The sequence below is a fragment of the Staphylococcus pasteuri genome (assembly GCF_030547725.1).
In the GTDB taxonomy this organism is placed as follows: Bacteria; Bacillota; Bacilli; order Staphylococcales; family Staphylococcaceae; genus Staphylococcus; species Staphylococcus pasteuri.
The window spans coordinates 99,192-116,578 of record NZ_JAUOQO010000006.1 but is presented as its reverse complement, the minus strand read 5'-3'; the positions used below and the strand labels follow the sequence as shown (position 1 = coordinate 116,578).

Sequence of the window (17,387 nt, the reverse complement as noted above, 5' to 3'; positions counted from 1 at the left end):
TCTTATAAAAAAAGCATATAATATTATCAACTAAATAAAGTGGAGTAGAAACAGCATGTATAAACAACTTGAAAAACTTATTACACTTACTAACAACGATTTGAATATAGTTAACCGACGCTTTGGACAAAGAACAGACATTACATCAGAACAATTAGAGTTATTACGAATACTGTATAATTACGACCGTTTATCACAATATGATTTAACAATGAAGATTAGTCGAGAACAATCGATTGTGTCACGATGGATTAAAAAACTTGTATTGAAAGGGTATATTACAAGTCAGCAGTCACATGAAGATTTAAGATGTAAGGAATTAATTCTTACAGAGGAAGCACGAGCATTAATTAAGCAGATAAATACTGCTCGATGTGAATTAATAGAGGCTAGATGTCAATGCTTATCAGAAAACGAAATCGAAAGTTTAAATCAATTATTAAACAAGTTAAATAGTCGCCATAGTTTTCATTAATGGATGATAAAGATATTAAAAATGTCGTGAGTCAATGATTTATAGATTTAATAAATATAAAGAAAGCAATTTCTATTGAAATAAGATAGAAATTGCTTTCTTTATTTATATCGGAATAATATTAACAAGAAAATTTCCTTTTAAAGGTTATAGGATCATAGAAAAGAGAAGGGGGACGTAATAAAAATCGACTAACAAGAATTATCTTGTTAGTCGAAATAAGAATTATTTAAATGTAGGAATATCAAAGAATTTACCAACTTCTCCGATTTGATCATATAATCCTTTTAATACTTGTGCATTTGAATCTGCCCAATTAATATCTGTTGCATATTGATGTGTACCTGGGTGTGCAGGATTCCAACGCATTTTGTATAACGTGTTTTGTCCAGCTTTCACATATGAATTACCTATGAATTTAGCTCCACCGATAATCGCTTTTGAAACTGAATTCCAACCAGACGCTTTAGCAAAGTTTAATCCTTCGCCTAGAGCATTATAGTCATAAGCACCAATACCAAATACATTATGATATTTAGTTGCAGAACGAGTATTTACTACACCGTTTGTAATGTTAGCACCTTTAGCTAATTGAGATTGTCCATTTCCAGTTTCTAATAAAGCATGTGAAATTAAGTAAATTTCATTTAAGCCATATTTTTTAGCCGCTTGACTAAATGCTGCACCTTGGTTTTCAAGTACGCCTTTACCTTTAAGTAATTTATTTAAAGTAGCTTCAGATAAATACTGTGGTTGATCTAAACGTAAAAATTGATATTTAGATACAGGATTTTTAGCTAATTTATTAGAATCCATAGCATTTTTTGTTTCATAGTAAGTTGCATTTGACCATACGCCAGGAGTTCTTTGAACTTGTGGGCCATAGCTTAAATTACTTTGAATAGAAGCCATTTGGTTTAATGTACGTCCTGTATTTGAATACTTAACCAATTCTTTTGTTAAATCGTTTGCTTTAACCCAAGCATATTTACCATTAGTTAATTTACCGTAATACCAAGTAACACCATTTTGTTGTTTTTGTTTAATGACTACAAATGGTTTTTCATAATAAGTTTTTAATGAATAACCGTTCTTTGCAGCAGGATCATCATAATAATAACCATTATTATTTTTGATAACGAAAGTATAATTATATGGCGTTGCAGGATTATTAGTATTAGATTGTTCTAAGTCTTTTGCTGCAATCCAACCAGTGCGATTGTTAACTGTACCATATAAATATTTTTCGTTACCTACATATACAGCTTTTGAAGCGTTAAAAGTTTGATTTACTAATTGACTTGTAGGTAATAATTGTTGGTTTTTAGTTCCCCATGCAATTGAATAAAGCCCATTATTATTGCTATTCACTTTATATTTACCTGTTTCTTTAGCTTCATTTCCTAGGTTTTGAACATTAATATCATTAATGTTAACCCAGCCTAATGGTGTGTTTGATACTGTGTTTTGTAATAACACATAAGTTTGATTACCTTCAGTTCTTTGTTTAGAAATTGTGAAAGTACGATTTGCGTATTTAGTACCACTTTTAGCTGTTTTATCATATACAGAACTACGAATACCAGAGTTGTTAAGTTTTACTTGACCAATTTTTTTAGTAGTTTGAGTACTGTTAGTTTTAGCCGTAGTTTGAGCTTTAGGTGTTTCTTCGTTTGTTACAGCATATGATTTAAAAGCCATTTTAGGTTTAGCAACAGTTGATTTAGTTGAAGTTGGTTCAGATAAATAATACTTACTAATCCAACCAGTGATACCATTTACAGTTCCATATAGATAAATAGCTTTATCAATTTGTTGCTGTTTAGTAGCTTTAAATGTTTGGTTACCGTTACCTGAAACTGTTCCTGCTTCTTGTTTATAAGTACCCCAAGGAACTGTATAAGCTTTTGTACCAGGTTTAACGCTATATGAATGATTTACAGTAGTAGGTGATTTAGCCGTATTATAGACTACATCTCCTTGTTTAACCCAACCATAAGTTTTGCCAGTATTATAATCTTGAACTAAGTAAAATTTATCATTACCTAATGTAGCTGTTTTAGAAACTGCTAATGTTTTTTGTACTTCTTTTGTTGTTTTACCAGATTTATCGTAAACAGTTGTATATAAACCACTATTTTTAGAATTGATTTGAGCTACGCCATTATTTGCTGCAACTGTTAATTTATTATTAGTAGTTGTAGGCTTAGTTGTTGGTTTTGTAGCTGGTTTAGTAGTGTTAGTAGGTGTAGTTAAATAAGCTTTACTAATCCATCCAGTTAAACCGTTAACTGTACCATATAAATATGTTGATTTATCAATTTGTTGTTGTTTAGTAGCTTTAAAAGTTTGATTTCCTTTTCCTGAAACTGTACCAGCTACTTGTTTACTAGTACCCCAAGGTACTGTATAAGCTTTAGTACCAGATTTAACATTATAAGATTGATTAACTTTTACTGGTGATTTAGCTGTATTATAAATTACTTCATTTTGTTTAACCCAACCAAATTTTTCCCCAGTATTATAATCCTGTACAAGGTAAAATTTATCATTACCTAATGTTGCAGTTTTAGTTACTGATAATGCTTTTTGTACTTCTTTAGTAGAGTGACCTTTTTTGTCATAAACAGTTGTGTATAGTCCACTATTTTTTGTGTTAATTTGAGCCATACCACTATTTGCAGCAACTGTTAATTTACTATTACTAGTTGAAGGTTTAGTAGTAGGTTTAGTTGTTGTACTTCCACTAGAAGGTTTAGTTGTACTTGTTGAAGTAGTACCCCAAGGTGCAACTTGTCCCATTTTAATTTGATATTTTTCATTGATTAAATCGTATAATTCATTATAACTATAATTATGTTGTTTAAAGTAACCATGTGGGTCAGCATGGTCTGTACCACCTAACCATCTACTAATTGCTGAATGTGTCCAAACAGTACCGCTACCATCGTTTTCAGCGCTATTAGGTTTTAAACCATAATATTGTAATTGTGTTGCAGCGTAATCAGCATAGTTGTTCATTGAACGTGCAAATGAATCATAGTCATGTGTATGAACAATTTCAACGTTTATATAACGTTCATTACCGTATGGACCAGCTCCCCATGATAAGTAATCAGTAGGGGCAGTTTCGATGATTCTGTTGCCGTCTACAAACGCATGTACGAAAGCTGAGTTGTAATTGTTCTTCATGTAATTGATTTCGCCCGTAATTGTTGAATTTTCATTAGCTGTATCATGGACAACAATTCCTTCAGGTTTACCTACACCATTTCTGTATCCATATTTAGGGAAGTAAGATGAATAATCTTCTTCAATCTGAGGTGCTTTAAAATTCTTTTTACGAATATAGTCATTTATTGAAGATTTCACTGCTGGTTTGTATTTTGGTAAAGAAGATGTTGCTTTTTTAGCAGTTGCATACATCATTCTTGGTTTAGCTACGGATCTAAAAGTAGACACTTGATTATTTGATGAATCGTTCACTTGTGCTGATTCAACTTTAGCTGATTCCTTAGTATCATTTTTAGTGTTTGTTGTATTAGTATTAGTGTTTGTTGATTTTGTAGTTTGATTAGAGATAGCTGATTTATCTGTTTTATTACTTTCAGATTGTGCAGTTGTTACTGTTTGTTTAGTAGTGTCATTTGAATTGTTATCTGACACATTTTCACTCTCAACATCATCTTCATCATCAATTAAACTATAACCACCATTATTTTTAACTGTTTGCTTAGTTGATTGGTTAGTAGATTCAGTGTTTTCATTTTGACTAGTTTCTTGGCTAGTTTTATTTTTTACATTATTATCTGTATTTTGAGTTTGCTGTTGAGCTTGAGCATTAGTGTTATTGTCAGTTTGTTCTTTAACAGCTTCATTATTCTCGTTAGTTGATTTATCAGAGTCAACGTTAGTTGTTAATTGATTATCAGTAGCATCAGTACTCACATCTTTTTGATTGTCAGTATCATTTTGTTTAGATTCTTTATCAGAATTTGTACTATCACTTGTTGTATTAGTAATATTTGTTACATCTGCAGTATCATTTTGTTTAGATGTATCATTATCTTCTGTAGAAGTAGTCTGTACAGGTTTTACTTTAGTTGGATCTTGATAAGTTTGAGTACCAGAAATATTTTGTGTTGGGTTACTCACTTCTTTTTTAGCATTGTTAGCTTGTTTTAAGGTTGTTTGGTCATCCAGTACATTCTTGTTTTTAGTTTGGTCTTGAGTAGCTTCTGCTGCATCTGCATGGTGAGCCGTAAATGCTGTTCCAAATAAAGTTAGTGCAACCATTGACGGTAATTTGTAATTGAATTTTTTCGCCATTATTATAATTACTCCTTGTATGTTATGAATTTGTATTAATTATAATATGCGAAAATAAAAGTGTATTGTTTTTAACAGATTTGTAATAGAACTTTAACCTATAATTTTTTAAATTTATTACGATGTAAGGGGTTTAAACATTGATAGTACGCAAGTAATTTCATATAAAAAATTAATTTGTGGTTAATGAAATATTACAAAGTATGACAAAGAAAATAATTTGAGAATACTATATGTTACAAATGTTTTTCCATAACGATATGCTTAATATTTTCTTCATCAAATGGTTCGCCTACAACGTTGTAACCTAATTTTTCATAAAAGGAGATTGCGTAGTGTTGAGCATTCATTGTTAAAAATGTTAATTGATTTTCATTAGCTGTTTGTTCAACAAAATTCAATAATTTTAATCCTAAGCCTCGACCTCTATAATCTTTTAAAATTGCTACGCGTTCGACTTTTCCAGTAGTTTCATTCAATAAGCGTATTCGTGCTGTTGCAATAGGGTGGTTATCATTGTCATAGCCAATGACATGAATTGCATTCTCATCATATTCATCAATTTCATGATCTTCTGGCACATTTTGCTCTTTAACAAACACTTCTTTTCTAATTTCAAAACACGCTTCTAACATTTCTTTATTCGTAACTTTATAGAACATATTTAGTCTCCTTTATTATAAAAAAAGGAAGAAGCCTGGTTATTTGATGACTTCTTCCTTAAGTGATATTTAATATTTTATAATGCTTCTTTTCTTATAATTGCAGTGTATTGCCAAAAAATTCTCATTTGAGCGATATTCCAATTATTCATTCCCATTGTATAACCAGATGGTTTAAATAGATTTACATCAGTTACTTCAAGTGCAGCAGCAATTAAATATTGTAACGGTACGCTAATACTTTTCATTTCTTCAGTAATACCATTTTCATCATATACCCAAGTAAATGGTAAATCAGATTCAAAAATATCTACTTTATTAAATATTTCTGGTAGGGCTACAATATAACACGCTCCATCTACAACAGGATTATTTGCACTTTCTTTATAATAAATGAGTAAAGCCTCGTAGTTTTCTCTATGTTCATGATTTACATAAAAGAATTCATTTCTAAATAAAGCCATATCTTTACTATGAATAATTTGTTGTTCTAAAACGTTAAACATACCATTTATATTAGCAATTTTTTCATACGTTTTTCGTGACATTTAAGCAGCTCCTCTCATTAAATAATATATTAAAATTAATAAGCAGTAGTATCTTGTTGTTGTTGTTGGTAATTTTGATTATTAACGGTATTATCTTGTTGCGTGTTCATACCGTTGTTTTGATTATCCGTTTGTTGATTGTTTTGAGTTTGATCGTTAGTTCCACTGCTTTGTTGATCATCATTATTACTGTCATTACTGCTACCATTATAATCTTTATCTTTTTTGTCATCAGTTGTATCATTTTGACCTTTTCTTAAAAGAGAATCATCTAGTTCAGTTAATGGTACTAGAGAGCCATAATGATCAATAACTCTTTGATTTAAGAAATCATCTTTATCAGTAATTTTAGATAATCCTAAATCAGTACGCAAGATGTTTGAATATTTCTGGATACTACTAATGCTAGGATTGTAATAATAAACGCCATCTAACATATCATCATCACCTTCTAGTTGTGATTTTTTCATTTTAACACTGTCAGATAGGTACATTCTAGATAATGATTTAATCTCAGATTTAGTTAAATTATGCTTAGCATTTTTACCTACAATATTAATAACTTCATCTAATTTATCAAATGAATCAAGTGTTTGTGCTTTTTTGAATAATATTTTAATTAAGTCCATTTGACGTTGTCCACGTTTTAAGTCTGAGTCATGGTGGCGCGTTCTAGCAACTGCTAATGCTTCATCACCATTTAATTTTTGATAGCCTTTTTTAATTTTAATTCTACCAGTATCATCACTATTTGGTTCGTTTAAATTATATGGAACATCATAGTAAATGCCACCAAGTTCATCGACAGCTTCAACGAATGCTTTCATATTAACACGAGCATAGTAATCAACTGGTACATTCATTGTTGCTTCAACGGAATCCATTGCAGCAATTGGGCCACCGTATGCATGGGCATGAGTGATTTTGTCATAATAACCTACTTTAGGAATGTAACTTATCGTATCACGTGGGATACTCAACATTCTAATTTGATGTTTTTTTTGATTAAAAGTAGATAAAATCATCGCGTCAGATCTTGAATGTTCCAAGCTTTGTCCGTTTTTTTCTCGTCCTTCATTATCATCAATTCCTAAAAATAATATAGAAATTGGATCTTTTTCAGGGTTGACCTTTGAACTTCTTAGATTTGATTGACGATCTGCGTTACTTTTATCTTGAGAAGATTCAAACGCTTTTTCTGAAGATTTGAATAGGTTACTAGCAAAAACAACAGGAATAGCAATAAGAGCGAAAGTCAGTAGAATTAAAAAGTATTTAAAGAATTTATTCATATTTGTTGCTCCTAAACATTATTAACTTATTTTTAAATATATGATTAAAATTTATGTAGTTTCTTCGTATTGTTGTCTATAATTTTTCACACTATAGCCCTAAATTGTATTACTTTATAGTAAAAATTACAACTCATATATCAATAAATAGTATTGAATTCTAAAATTTTATTTATATCTTATAGTATAAATGATTGATGGTAAGAAATGTGAGTATTTGATTACATTTATTGTGACACTTTAATAACCAATATAACAATTCAAATTCAACAATTATTATTATGCATATTTATACTTATGCTAATTTATGTTGAAACTATTTGCTATTATGATCTTATCTAAACAATTCATTTCCATTTTTATTAAATTGACTGGCGTTAAAATACTGTGTTGTCAGTTTCATAAAATTTTTTAAGATATTATTATTTATGGTACTAAAGTACTATGTAATCTTTCTGTTAAAGGTGTACTATATAATTAAAGTGATTTTATGCATAAAATGATTTATAATTATGCATATCATATTTATTGAGTAACATCGTAGTAATCACAATAGCTTTATAATTTTTTAAGATCTTTATAGAGGTAATTAATAAAAAAAGGGAGGATTAAATTTAAAGTAAGATAATAGAAATTAAATTGATAGATACGTTCAAGACAAAATAAAAGACAAATAGATATATTTTTCAGCGAGTATTATGGATATAAAAGTAAGACCTTGATATCTAATGTTTATATTTCTAAGAAAAATATTGATATTATTATGTGAGGCAAATATCGAAATGAAACTAAACAAGATTAAGATTGTGTTTTTCATCATTGTGTTAATTATACTAATCGTATTAATGATAATTTTTGGAAAAAAATGGAACGAATATCTGCACATGGATAGTCGGTACTTCCAAAAAAATGATAATGCTACATATATTATTAAAAAAGATAAACATGAGAAAGCACCTAAAAAGCTAAAAACGGTTGTTAATAAGAAAAAACCTATATATAAAGAAATTGATAACTATTTAAAAGATACAAATTTCAATGGTACTGCTGCTATATTTGAAAATGGTAAGATTAAGTTGAATCAAGGTTATGGCTTTCAAAACTTTGAATCTGGTAAAAAGAATACAGCTAATACAATGTATCTTATCGGTTCATCACAAAAATTCACTACCGGATTAATGTTAAAACAACTTGAATTAGAAAATAAAGTGAATATCAATGATCCAGTAACCAAATATTTACCTTGGTTTAAAACAAGTAAAGAAATCACATTAAAAGATTTGATGTTACATCGAAGTGGGTTATACAAATATAAAGCATCAACAAATATTAAAAATTTAGATCAAGCAGTCAAAACAATTCAACAAAGAGGTATAGATGAAAATTATTACCATAAAGATCATTACAATGATGGGAATTATTTAGTGCTTGCCAAAGTTATCGAGCAGGTTACAAATAAGCCTTATGTTGCCAATTATTACAATAGATTAGGTAATCCATATCAATTACAACATACAGCTTTCTTTGATGAAAAATTATATCGTAAAAATATGGCAAATGGATACAAATTGACTCATAATAAATTTTCTTTGATGCATCCTAAAATATTAAACCAATATTATGGCGCTGGTAATTTATATATGGCTCCATATGATATGGGCAAATTAGTCAATGCACTGCAACAGTATAAGATATTTAATGCAGATACAGCTAATCCATTTTTACATGAATTTGGTACTAAAGAATATCCAATTGAATATAGATATGGTTTCTACGTTACTCCTACAATGAATAGGATTAATGGCGTGTTCTTCGGACAAATATTTACTGTTTACTATAATGATAAATATACTGTTGTTTTAGCAAGTAATTTAATTACAGAAAATGAAAAAGCGAATGAAAACAAAATGAAACATATTTTCTATAATATGCTTCATCAAAAAAAGGAATATAACGTTCCTGGTGTTAAAGTAAAATAATAATAAATTAAACAACTGAACGCACATATATTGTCTGTTGAGACACTAAATATGTGCGTTCTATTTTTATTTACAATATGAAAGGGCGTTTAAAAATAAATCTTGATAGTGTGTTGAAATAGGGGAATGTACTACCTTACAATTTGGTTCTAGCGACTCAAAATCAACAACAGTGGCACCCTTAGTTAATAAACCATGAAGCTCAATCTGTACATTGGCATCATAAACGTTAAATATATCTGGATTAATTAAATATAAAATTGTAAATACATCATATAACTTTATACCTTCGTGAACATTTTCAGTTCTGTAATGTTGTAATAAATGATATAACATATTTCCTGTTTGATTAACTTGTTTAATTTCTTTTATAAAATCATGTGAGAACATAGCTTTTCTTGCTAAATCTAATCCAATCATCACAACTGGTATTTGTGCATTAAAAACAATGTTTGCTGCTTCTGGATCACAATATATATTAAATTCTGCTAAAGGTGTGACATTGCCTCTACCGCTACTACCACCCATAATAACAATTTGATTGATATTCGATTTTACTTCAGGATAAGTAGCTAAAAGTAATGCAATATTTGTTAATGGTCCAATAGCAACAATAGTTATTGGATAAGAACTCTTCATAATTTCATCTTTGATTGCTTCTATTGAATTTGTTTGTGGAATATGATGATTTTCAAATGATTCAAAATCATAGCCGTCCATTCCTGACTCGCCATGTACTTCGGCTGCATCAACAGGATCGGAAATTAAAGGACGAGCTGCACCTTTATAAACTGGGACTTTACTATCGAAAAAATGAACTAATTTAAGTGCATTGTTCGTTGTTTTATCAACATTCACATTTCCATTAACAGTAGAAATCATTTTAACTTCCATATTAGGATGACTCAATGCCAAGCTGATGGCAGCTGCATCATCAATACCTGGATCAGTATCTATAATAATAGGTATGACCACTGATACCAACTCCTCTCATTTATCATTAGTTCTATTTTGACGTAAAAAAGACCTACTAGCAATGCTAGTAGGTCTAAAAGTATGAACTTTATACTTTTTATAAGTGGTGTGAGTGACCACCTTGCATAACCCAATAAGTACCGATAACAGTAATTAGAGTTATGATAATTGCAAAGATAACTTTAAACATTTGGACACGTCCATCTTTACCTTCAGTTAAATGCATGAACATTAATAATTGAAGTGCAGCTTGGATAAATGCGAATCCAAAAATAATTGTTACTTTAGCATGGAAACTCATTGATGTGTATAGTGTTACGAAAACTGCTAAAAGCGTCAATACGATAGAAGCAATAAATCCGACTGTATGTTTTACGATTGTATTCATCCGCTATACACCATCCCTATCATATATACGGCAGTGAAGATGAAGATCCAAACAACATCTAAGAAGTGCCAGTATAAACTTACTATAAATAATTTTGGAGCATTATATGAATCCAAACCACGAGTTCCAATTTGAATTAATAAGCAAATAATCCAAACAATACCAACTGAAACGTGACAACCGTGTGTTCCTAATAGAATAAAGAAACTAGACCAGAAGGAACCGATAGTAGGGTTGACACCTTCAGAAACATAATGTGCGAATTCGTAGATTTCAAATCCTACGAATACAAGCCCTAGTAGTACAGTAAGAATCATCCAAAACATCATTAAGTTTTGTTTTTCTTTACGCATGTAGTAGATTGCAATACCACATGTATATGAACTTAATAATAACGCGAATGTCATTATTAAAACTAAAGGTAATTCAAATAAATCTGTAGTCATCTTGCCAGCGTAATCGCCACCATGTTGCAAAGTTAATAACGTTGCGAATAGGGTACCGAATAACGCGAATTCGGCTGTAAGGAAAATCCAAAAGCCAAGTTTATTTAATTCGCCTTCATGCGTACGTGAATCAATTGTATTAGTATCATGACTCATGACTTACAGCCTCCCTTTCTTTAATACGTGCTTCTCTTAAACGTGCTTCAGTTTCAGCTACTTCAGAAGCAGGGATATGGTAACCATGGTCAATTTGGAAACTTCTCCAAATCATTGTACCGAAGATACCTGCTAAACAGATAGCGGCTGGAATGATTGTTTCAAAGATTAAGAAGAAACCACCGATTGTAAAGAATATTCCCATCCAGAAACCAACTGGTGTGTCGTTTGGCATGTGAATATCTTTGTAATTATGGTTGTCTAAATAATGACGACCATGTTCCTTCATATCTACGAATGTGTCATAGTCATTCCAATCTGGAGTGATAGCAAAGTTGTATTTAGGTGGAATTGCTGATGCAGTAGTCCACTCTAAAGTACGACCAAGTCCATCCCAGTTATCGCCTGTAGCTTCACGTGGTGCTTTAATGTGACTGTAAACAATGCTTACCACTAAGAATAAGAAACCAATTGCCATTAATAAAGCACCGATAGTTGAGATAACATTTAATAAGAACCAACCATCAGAAGGCATATAAGTGTATAAACGACGTGGCATACCATCTAATCCAAGAATGAATTGTGGTAAGAAACAAACGTTAAATCCGATCATGAAGAACCAGAAGCACCATTTGTTTAACGTTTCGTTTAATTTGTAGCCCATCATTTTTGGATACCAGAATATTAAACCAGCTAAGCAGGCAAATACTACACCAGTAACCAATGTATAGTGGAAGTGAGCTACTAAGAAATAAGTGTTGTGATATTGATAGTCAGCTGATGCCATCGCAAGCATTACACCTGTAACCCCACCTAATAGGAAGTTAGGGATAAATGCTAATGAGAATAACATAGGTGACTCGAAAGTAATTCTACCTTTATACAATGTTAATAGCCAGTTGAATAGCTTAACTCCGGTTGGTACACCGATTAACATTGTAGAAATTGAGAAGAATGAGTTAATTAAAGCACCATTACCCATTGTGAAGAAATGGTGAACCCAAACTAAGAAACTTAAGAACGCGATACCAGCAGTTGCCCAGACCATGCTTTGATGTCCGAACAAGCGTTTACGCGCAAATGTTGGAATAATTTCAGAGTAAATACCAAATGCAGGTAAGATAACGATATATACTTCAGGGTGCCCCCATACCCAGAAGAAGTTAGCCCATAACATAGGCATACCGCCATCAGCTACTGTAAAGAACGCTGTTCCGAATATTCTATCGACTGTCATTAACGCTAAAGCCACTGTAAGAACAGGGAAGGCTAAGATAACGATTAATGTAGTGATGAATGTAGTTACAGTAAACATTGGCATTTGCATAAACTTCATTGTAGGTGTTTTACATCTTAAAATCGTTACAAAGAAGTTAATACCGGTCATTAACGTACCTAAACCGGAAATTTGGATAGCAACTAGATAGTAGTTGACACCTGGTCCAGGACTAAATTCACCAGCAAGTGGTGCATAGTTTGTCCAACCAGCAGCTGGAGATCCACCTACGATAAATGATAGGTTGAATAAAATCATACCAGCAAAGAATAGCCAGAAACTTACGTTGTTCATTACAGGGAAGGCAACATCACGTGCACCGATTTGTAATGGAACAACAATATTCCATAAACCAAAGATGAAAGGCATAGCCATGAAAATAATCATGATAACGCCGTGTGTACTAAATACTTCATTGTAGTGGTTAGATTCTAAGAATGTGTTATCTGGAACAGTTAATTGAGTACGAAGCATTAACGCATCAATACCACCACGGACGAACATTAATACGGCACAGATTAAATACATAACACCGATTTTTTTATGGTCTACGGATGTGAACCATTCTCTATAAAGATATTTCCATAATTTGAAATAAGTAATTACTGCGATAAGGCCGATAACTAAGAATGGTGCACCGATTTGTGCCATCGTAATCATCCAGTTACCTTTAACTAGTAATTGATCCCATGGAAAATTCATTAATGTCCACCTCCATGATCATCATTTTCTTTGTTTTTAGACGCATTACCGTCTTTAGCTTCTTTGGAAATTTTTTCCATTTCCTTAGAATTGTGTTTTTCTTTCTTCTTGAATTCATTGTCGTATTTTTCATTGTTGCCAAGAATCATTGGTGTCATACCGTGACGTTTATAGTTAGCATTTGAAATTGTAACCTTACGAGCTGGTTTGACTGGTTTATCTTTTACGTCTTTATAAAGATCTTTTTCATCAACGAAGTTAGGATCTTTTTGAACGTAATTGTAACGTTTGTATGCGTAGAAGATATACTCAGGATCAGCTGCAGGATCTACGAACGCCATATGCGTACCATTAAACGTTAATTCTTTGTTAGGTGTGCTTGGTAAGATTTGTTTATCAAATGTATCTTGATCTAACGTTTTCTTACTTTGAGCTTTTTTCACCCATTTGTTGAAATCACTTTGGCTTACAGAGTTTACATCAAATGTTTGACGTGAGAAACCTTCACCATTGAAGTTAGAGTTTCTACCTCTGAAAGTACCTGTTTGATCTGCTGTTAATGTCCAATTCATAGTCATACCAGTCATGGCATATTTCTGACCACCTAATTGTGGAATCCAGAAACTTGTCATAGTATCCATAGATTGTAACTTGAATACTACTGGACGATCTTTTGGAATTGTTAACGTATTAACAGTTTCGATGTGTTGATCTGGGTAGGCAAAGAACCATTTGTAACCAGCGCTTACTGCGTAAACCACAAGTGGGTCCTTGTCTTTCTCTGGTGGTTTTTCATAATCGTATAATGTTTTAACAGTTGGAATTGCTAAAGCAATAACGATAATGATAGGTACCACAAACCAAATTGTTTCAATTAAAGAATTGTGGTGCATCTTACCAGATTCATCATTCTTACTATAACTGTACTTAAAGATGAAGAATGCAAACATGGAAAGAACAACGACAACAATAACAAGCATGAAGATAATTGAATAGATGATCAAGAACTTCTGACTACTTGCTACTGGCCCTTTTGCATTAAAAACTTCAATGTTCGAACAACCACTAAGTAAAATTAGGGTTCCGACCATTAGAAGCAAAGACTTAAATTTTGACACTTTTTTTGACCTCCTAATACTACAAATGTAGGGCTTACCACTAATTTTAAGTTATTACACAATATTTACAAGTACCTAGAAGAAAAAAATTATTAATATAAGCCAAAAATTTTAAAAAGTTTGAGATATGACGGGGATTGTAAGATTTGTTAAAATTATGTGTACATTTTGTGAAAAAGGACAAATTTGTGAAAATACAATAAATAAAAGCGTTTTTAGTCTAAAAAAACAATAATTCAGAAAAATAAAAAAAGTTGAGAAATAATCTCAACTTAAGTATCTTGTTATTTAACTTTGATATTTCTAACTGTTGTATTTTGTGCTCCATCTGAATCAGTAACTTTGTATTTAACTTTATATGTACCAGGTTTATTAGTATCAATATCGCCATCGACTTTAATTTTATGAGTTAAATCGCCATCTTCTTTGTCATAAGCACTAATTCCTTTTAATAAATTATAATCTTCGCCTTGTTCAATAATCATATCATTAACACCTCTAAGTTGAGGTTCAGAATTAGTTGTAGCTTCGGCATTTAAATTCGGTGTGACTAAAGTAGCAGATACTCCGATAGCTGATAATGACTGTATTAGTTTGTTCATAAAGTAACCTCCGAATATTAGTCGACTATGATTTATTTATAATATACCTTAATTTTCAGAATAATACATCATACTATAGTCTTAATATACCTGATTGATTAATTATTTAAAACATATAATAAGAAAAAATTTAATTAAGCTTTTGTAAATTGAACGATATGTGAACATTTCTACATTATATTGCATATACAATTAACATAGGATTAGAATGAATATGCAAATTGAATTAATTTTAATTCTAGATTAGTGGGAGTGGAAATTATGTTAAGTGAAAGAGAAAAAGAAGTCGTCAAAGAAACGGTGCCTGTATTGCAGGATAAAGGTACAGAAATTACTTCGAAATTTTATGGTCGTATGTTAAATCAACATCCAGAATTAAGAAATATGTTTAACCAAACAAACCAAAAAACAGGATTACAATCTACTGCATTAGCTCAATCTGTATTAGCAGCAGCTGTAAATATAGATAATCTTGGAGCTATTTTACCTGTAGTTAAAGGAATTGCCTATAAACACTGTGGCTTACAAGTACCACCAGCTGGATATGATATTGTTGGTGAAAATTTGATCGAAGCAATTAAACAAGTTGTTGGTTTAGATGATGATCATGAAATTATCAAAACATGGAAAAAAGCATATCAAGAAATTGCAGATGTGTTTATTTCAGTTGAAAAAGATATTTATGCAGAAATGTTATGGGATGGATTCCAACCATTTAAAGTTGAAACAATTGAAGAAGTTTCTTCTGATATTAAAGCATTTACAGTATCTTCAAAAGACTATGATTTAAGCCAATTTGTACCTGGTCAATATATTACTGTTGATGTAGGTAGTGAAAAAATGCCATATAGAGCAAAAAGACACTATTCAATAGTTAAAGGTGACGAAAATTATTTAACATTTGCAGTTAAACGTGATGTAACTACTGAACATGAAGGTGAAGTTTCTACTATATTACATGACGAATTTAAAGAAGGCGACGACATCAATTTATCTGCACCAGTTGGTCCGTTCCACGTAGTTGAAAAAGACAATAAACAATTATTCTTAGGTTCAGGAATTGGTGTAACACCACTAGTATCTATGTTTAATGAAGTAGTTAATAATGATAGCACTACTCGTTTTGTACAAGTTACAAATGATATTAATGATGCGCCATTCTCTTCTGTACTAAAAACAATTGCTAATGGCAGTGACAATGCAACATATATGCTACATGATAAAACTAAAAATGGATATATTGGTAGCGAAGATTTAAAAGAATGGATCGATGAAAATACAGAAATATATGTATGTGGTGGTAAATCATTCATTCAATCAATTATTAAATCTATAAAAGAACTTGATATAGACACAAATAAAATTCACTATGAAACATTTATCCCTAAATTAAGTTTCCAAGTATAAAATATTAATAAAAACAAAACATTAAAAAAGCCGAAGAAACATTTTCTTCGGCTTTTATTTATATGTTAAAAGTCAAAACTTATTTAATACCACGGCGCATTTTTTCTGCTAATAAAGTGTTGTTTAATACCATAGTGATTGTTAATGGACCAACGCCTCCTGGAACTGGAGTAATAGCGCCAGCAACTTCTTTAACTTCTTCAAAATCGACATCGCCTTTTAATTTTCCATTTTCATCAGGTGTATTACCTACATCGATGATGACAGCACCTTCTTTAACCATATCTTTTGTTACTAATTCAGGTTTACCAACTGCACTTACGACAATATCTGCATCTTTAACAAAACTTGCCATATCTTTTGATCTAGAATGCAAAATAGTCACTGTAGCATTTTGTTGTAATAACAGTTTAGAAACAGGTTGACCAACGATATGACTTCTACCGATTACTACTGCATTTTTGCCTTCAATATCAATATCTGCATGTTTTAAAATTTCCATAATACCAAGTGGTGTACATGGTACAAATGTTTGTTCATCAATATATAACTTACCAATATTACTAGGGTGGAAACCGTCTACGTCTTTTTCAGGATTAATAGCTTCTAATACTTTTTGTTCACTTACCTGCTCTGGAAGAGGGACTTGAACAAGAATGCCACTGACAGAATCATCATTATTCAAACGTTCTAATTCAGATAACACGTCTTGTTCAGATGTATCTTCATCTAAATGAATAATTTCAGAAATCATACCAATCTTTTCAGCGGCTTTCTTTTTTGATTTCACATAGCTTAGGCTGGCACCGTCATTACCAACTATTATTACAGACAATTTTGGTGTATAACCTTTTGTTTTAAGCTCTTCCACTTGTTCTTTTAATCCTTGTCTATAATCTTTTGCGATTTGTTTACCATCTAATAGCTTTGCTACCACAATATCTCCTCCTAATAATTTAATAACTTAACTTTAACATTAATAATACGTCATTTAATAGCTAAAAGACGTAAATTTAATTAAAATTTTCAATC

Annotated in this window: 14 protein-coding genes; 3 read left to right on the top strand and 11 right to left on the bottom strand. The window is 31.1% G+C overall.

Annotated elements, in window-relative coordinates; translation table 11 throughout:
* The first annotated feature begins 55 nt into the window (after positions 1 to 55).
* Positions 56 to 475 carry a MarR family transcriptional regulator gene (locus Q4528_RS08195; protein ID WP_029055549.1) on the top strand — a complete coding sequence of 140 codons (420 nt, stop codon included), beginning with the start codon at positions 56 to 58 and terminating at the stop codon, positions 473 to 475.
* A gap of 225 nt (positions 476 to 700) precedes the next feature.
* On the opposite strand, the gene Q4528_RS08190 is transcribed toward Q4528_RS08195, so the two are convergent.
* The 4 genes from Q4528_RS08190 to Q4528_RS08175 form a co-directional block, all read right to left on the bottom strand.
* Complete coding sequence (locus Q4528_RS08190) at positions 701 to 4,804, bottom strand: glucosaminidase domain-containing protein (protein WP_096807818.1); 4,104 nt, start codon at positions 4,802 to 4,804, stop codon at positions 701 to 703.
* 236 nt (positions 4,805 to 5,040) lie between these two features.
* Positions 5,041 to 5,466 carry a GNAT family N-acetyltransferase gene (locus tag Q4528_RS08185; RefSeq protein WP_017638080.1) on the bottom strand — a complete coding sequence of 142 codons (426 nt, stop codon included), beginning with the start codon at positions 5,464 to 5,466 and terminating at the stop codon, positions 5,041 to 5,043.
* A gap of 77 nt (positions 5,467 to 5,543) precedes the next feature.
* Entirely contained in the window at positions 5,544 to 6,014 is a 471-nt protein-coding gene (locus tag Q4528_RS08180) for a DUF2538 family protein (RefSeq protein WP_017638081.1), read from the bottom strand.
* A gap of 35 nt (positions 6,015 to 6,049) precedes the next feature.
* Positions 6,050 to 7,306: an LCP family protein gene (locus tag Q4528_RS08175; RefSeq protein ID WP_046466538.1), complete on the bottom strand. Its 1,257-nt coding sequence runs from the start codon at positions 7,304 to 7,306 to the stop codon at positions 6,050 to 6,052.
* A 782-nt stretch (positions 7,307 to 8,088) separates the two neighbouring features.
* Here Q4528_RS08175 and Q4528_RS08170 point away from each other — a divergent pair.
* The gene (locus tag Q4528_RS08170; RefSeq protein ID WP_046466539.1) at positions 8,089 to 9,285 is read left to right on the top strand and encodes a serine hydrolase domain-containing protein; all 1,197 of its coding nucleotides are present in this window, start codon (positions 8,089 to 8,091) and stop codon (positions 9,283 to 9,285) included.
* Positions 9,286 to 9,351: 66 nt separating this feature from the next.
* Here the strand turns inward: Q4528_RS08170 and rihC are convergent, their stop codons facing one another.
* The 6 genes from rihC to Q4528_RS08140 form a co-directional block, all read right to left on the bottom strand.
* Positions 9,352 to 10,260 carry a ribonucleoside hydrolase RihC gene (rihC, locus tag Q4528_RS08165; protein WP_303521208.1) on the bottom strand — a complete coding sequence of 303 codons (909 nt, stop codon included), beginning with the start codon at positions 10,258 to 10,260 and terminating at the stop codon, positions 9,352 to 9,354.
* Positions 10,261 to 10,357: 97 nt separating this feature from the next.
* A complete protein-coding gene (gene qoxD, locus Q4528_RS08160) occupies positions 10,358 to 10,648 on the bottom strand; it encodes a cytochrome aa3 quinol oxidase subunit IV (protein WP_017637027.1) in 291 nt (96 codons plus the stop codon).
* The gene (gene qoxC, locus Q4528_RS08155; RefSeq protein WP_046466541.1) at positions 10,645 to 11,250 is read right to left on the bottom strand and encodes a cytochrome aa3 quinol oxidase subunit III; all 606 of its coding nucleotides are present in this window, start codon (positions 11,248 to 11,250) and stop codon (positions 10,645 to 10,647) included. The genes qoxD and qoxC overlap by 4 nt, the downstream gene beginning before the upstream one ends.
* Positions 11,240 to 13,228: a cytochrome aa3 quinol oxidase subunit I gene (qoxB, locus tag Q4528_RS08150; protein WP_017637029.1), complete on the bottom strand. Its 1,989-nt coding sequence runs from the start codon at positions 13,226 to 13,228 to the stop codon at positions 11,240 to 11,242. Before qoxB ends, qoxC begins: the two co-directional genes overlap by 11 nt.
* Complete coding sequence (gene qoxA / locus Q4528_RS08145) at positions 13,228 to 14,346, bottom strand: cytochrome aa3 quinol oxidase subunit II (protein ID WP_017637030.1); 1,119 nt, start codon at positions 14,344 to 14,346, stop codon at positions 13,228 to 13,230. The genes qoxB and qoxA overlap by 1 nt, the downstream gene beginning before the upstream one ends.
* Positions 14,347 to 14,630: 284 nt before the next feature.
* A complete protein-coding gene (locus Q4528_RS08140) occupies positions 14,631 to 14,948 on the bottom strand; it encodes a DUF5011 domain-containing protein (RefSeq protein ID WP_029055545.1) in 318 nt (105 codons plus the stop codon).
* Between the two features lie 261 nt (positions 14,949 to 15,209).
* Here Q4528_RS08140 and Q4528_RS08135 point away from each other — a divergent pair, with 261 nt between their 5' ends.
* Entirely contained in the window at positions 15,210 to 16,355 is a 1,146-nt protein-coding gene (locus Q4528_RS08135; protein WP_017637032.1) for a globin domain-containing protein, read from the top strand.
* Between the two features lie 79 nt (positions 16,356 to 16,434).
* Here Q4528_RS08135 and folD read toward each other — a convergent pair whose 3' ends face one another.
* Complete coding sequence (folD, locus tag Q4528_RS08130; protein ID WP_029055544.1) at positions 16,435 to 17,292, bottom strand: bifunctional methylenetetrahydrofolate dehydrogenase/methenyltetrahydrofolate cyclohydrolase FolD; 858 nt, start codon at positions 17,290 to 17,292, stop codon at positions 16,435 to 16,437.
* Between the last annotated feature and the right edge of the window lie 95 nt (positions 17,293 to 17,387).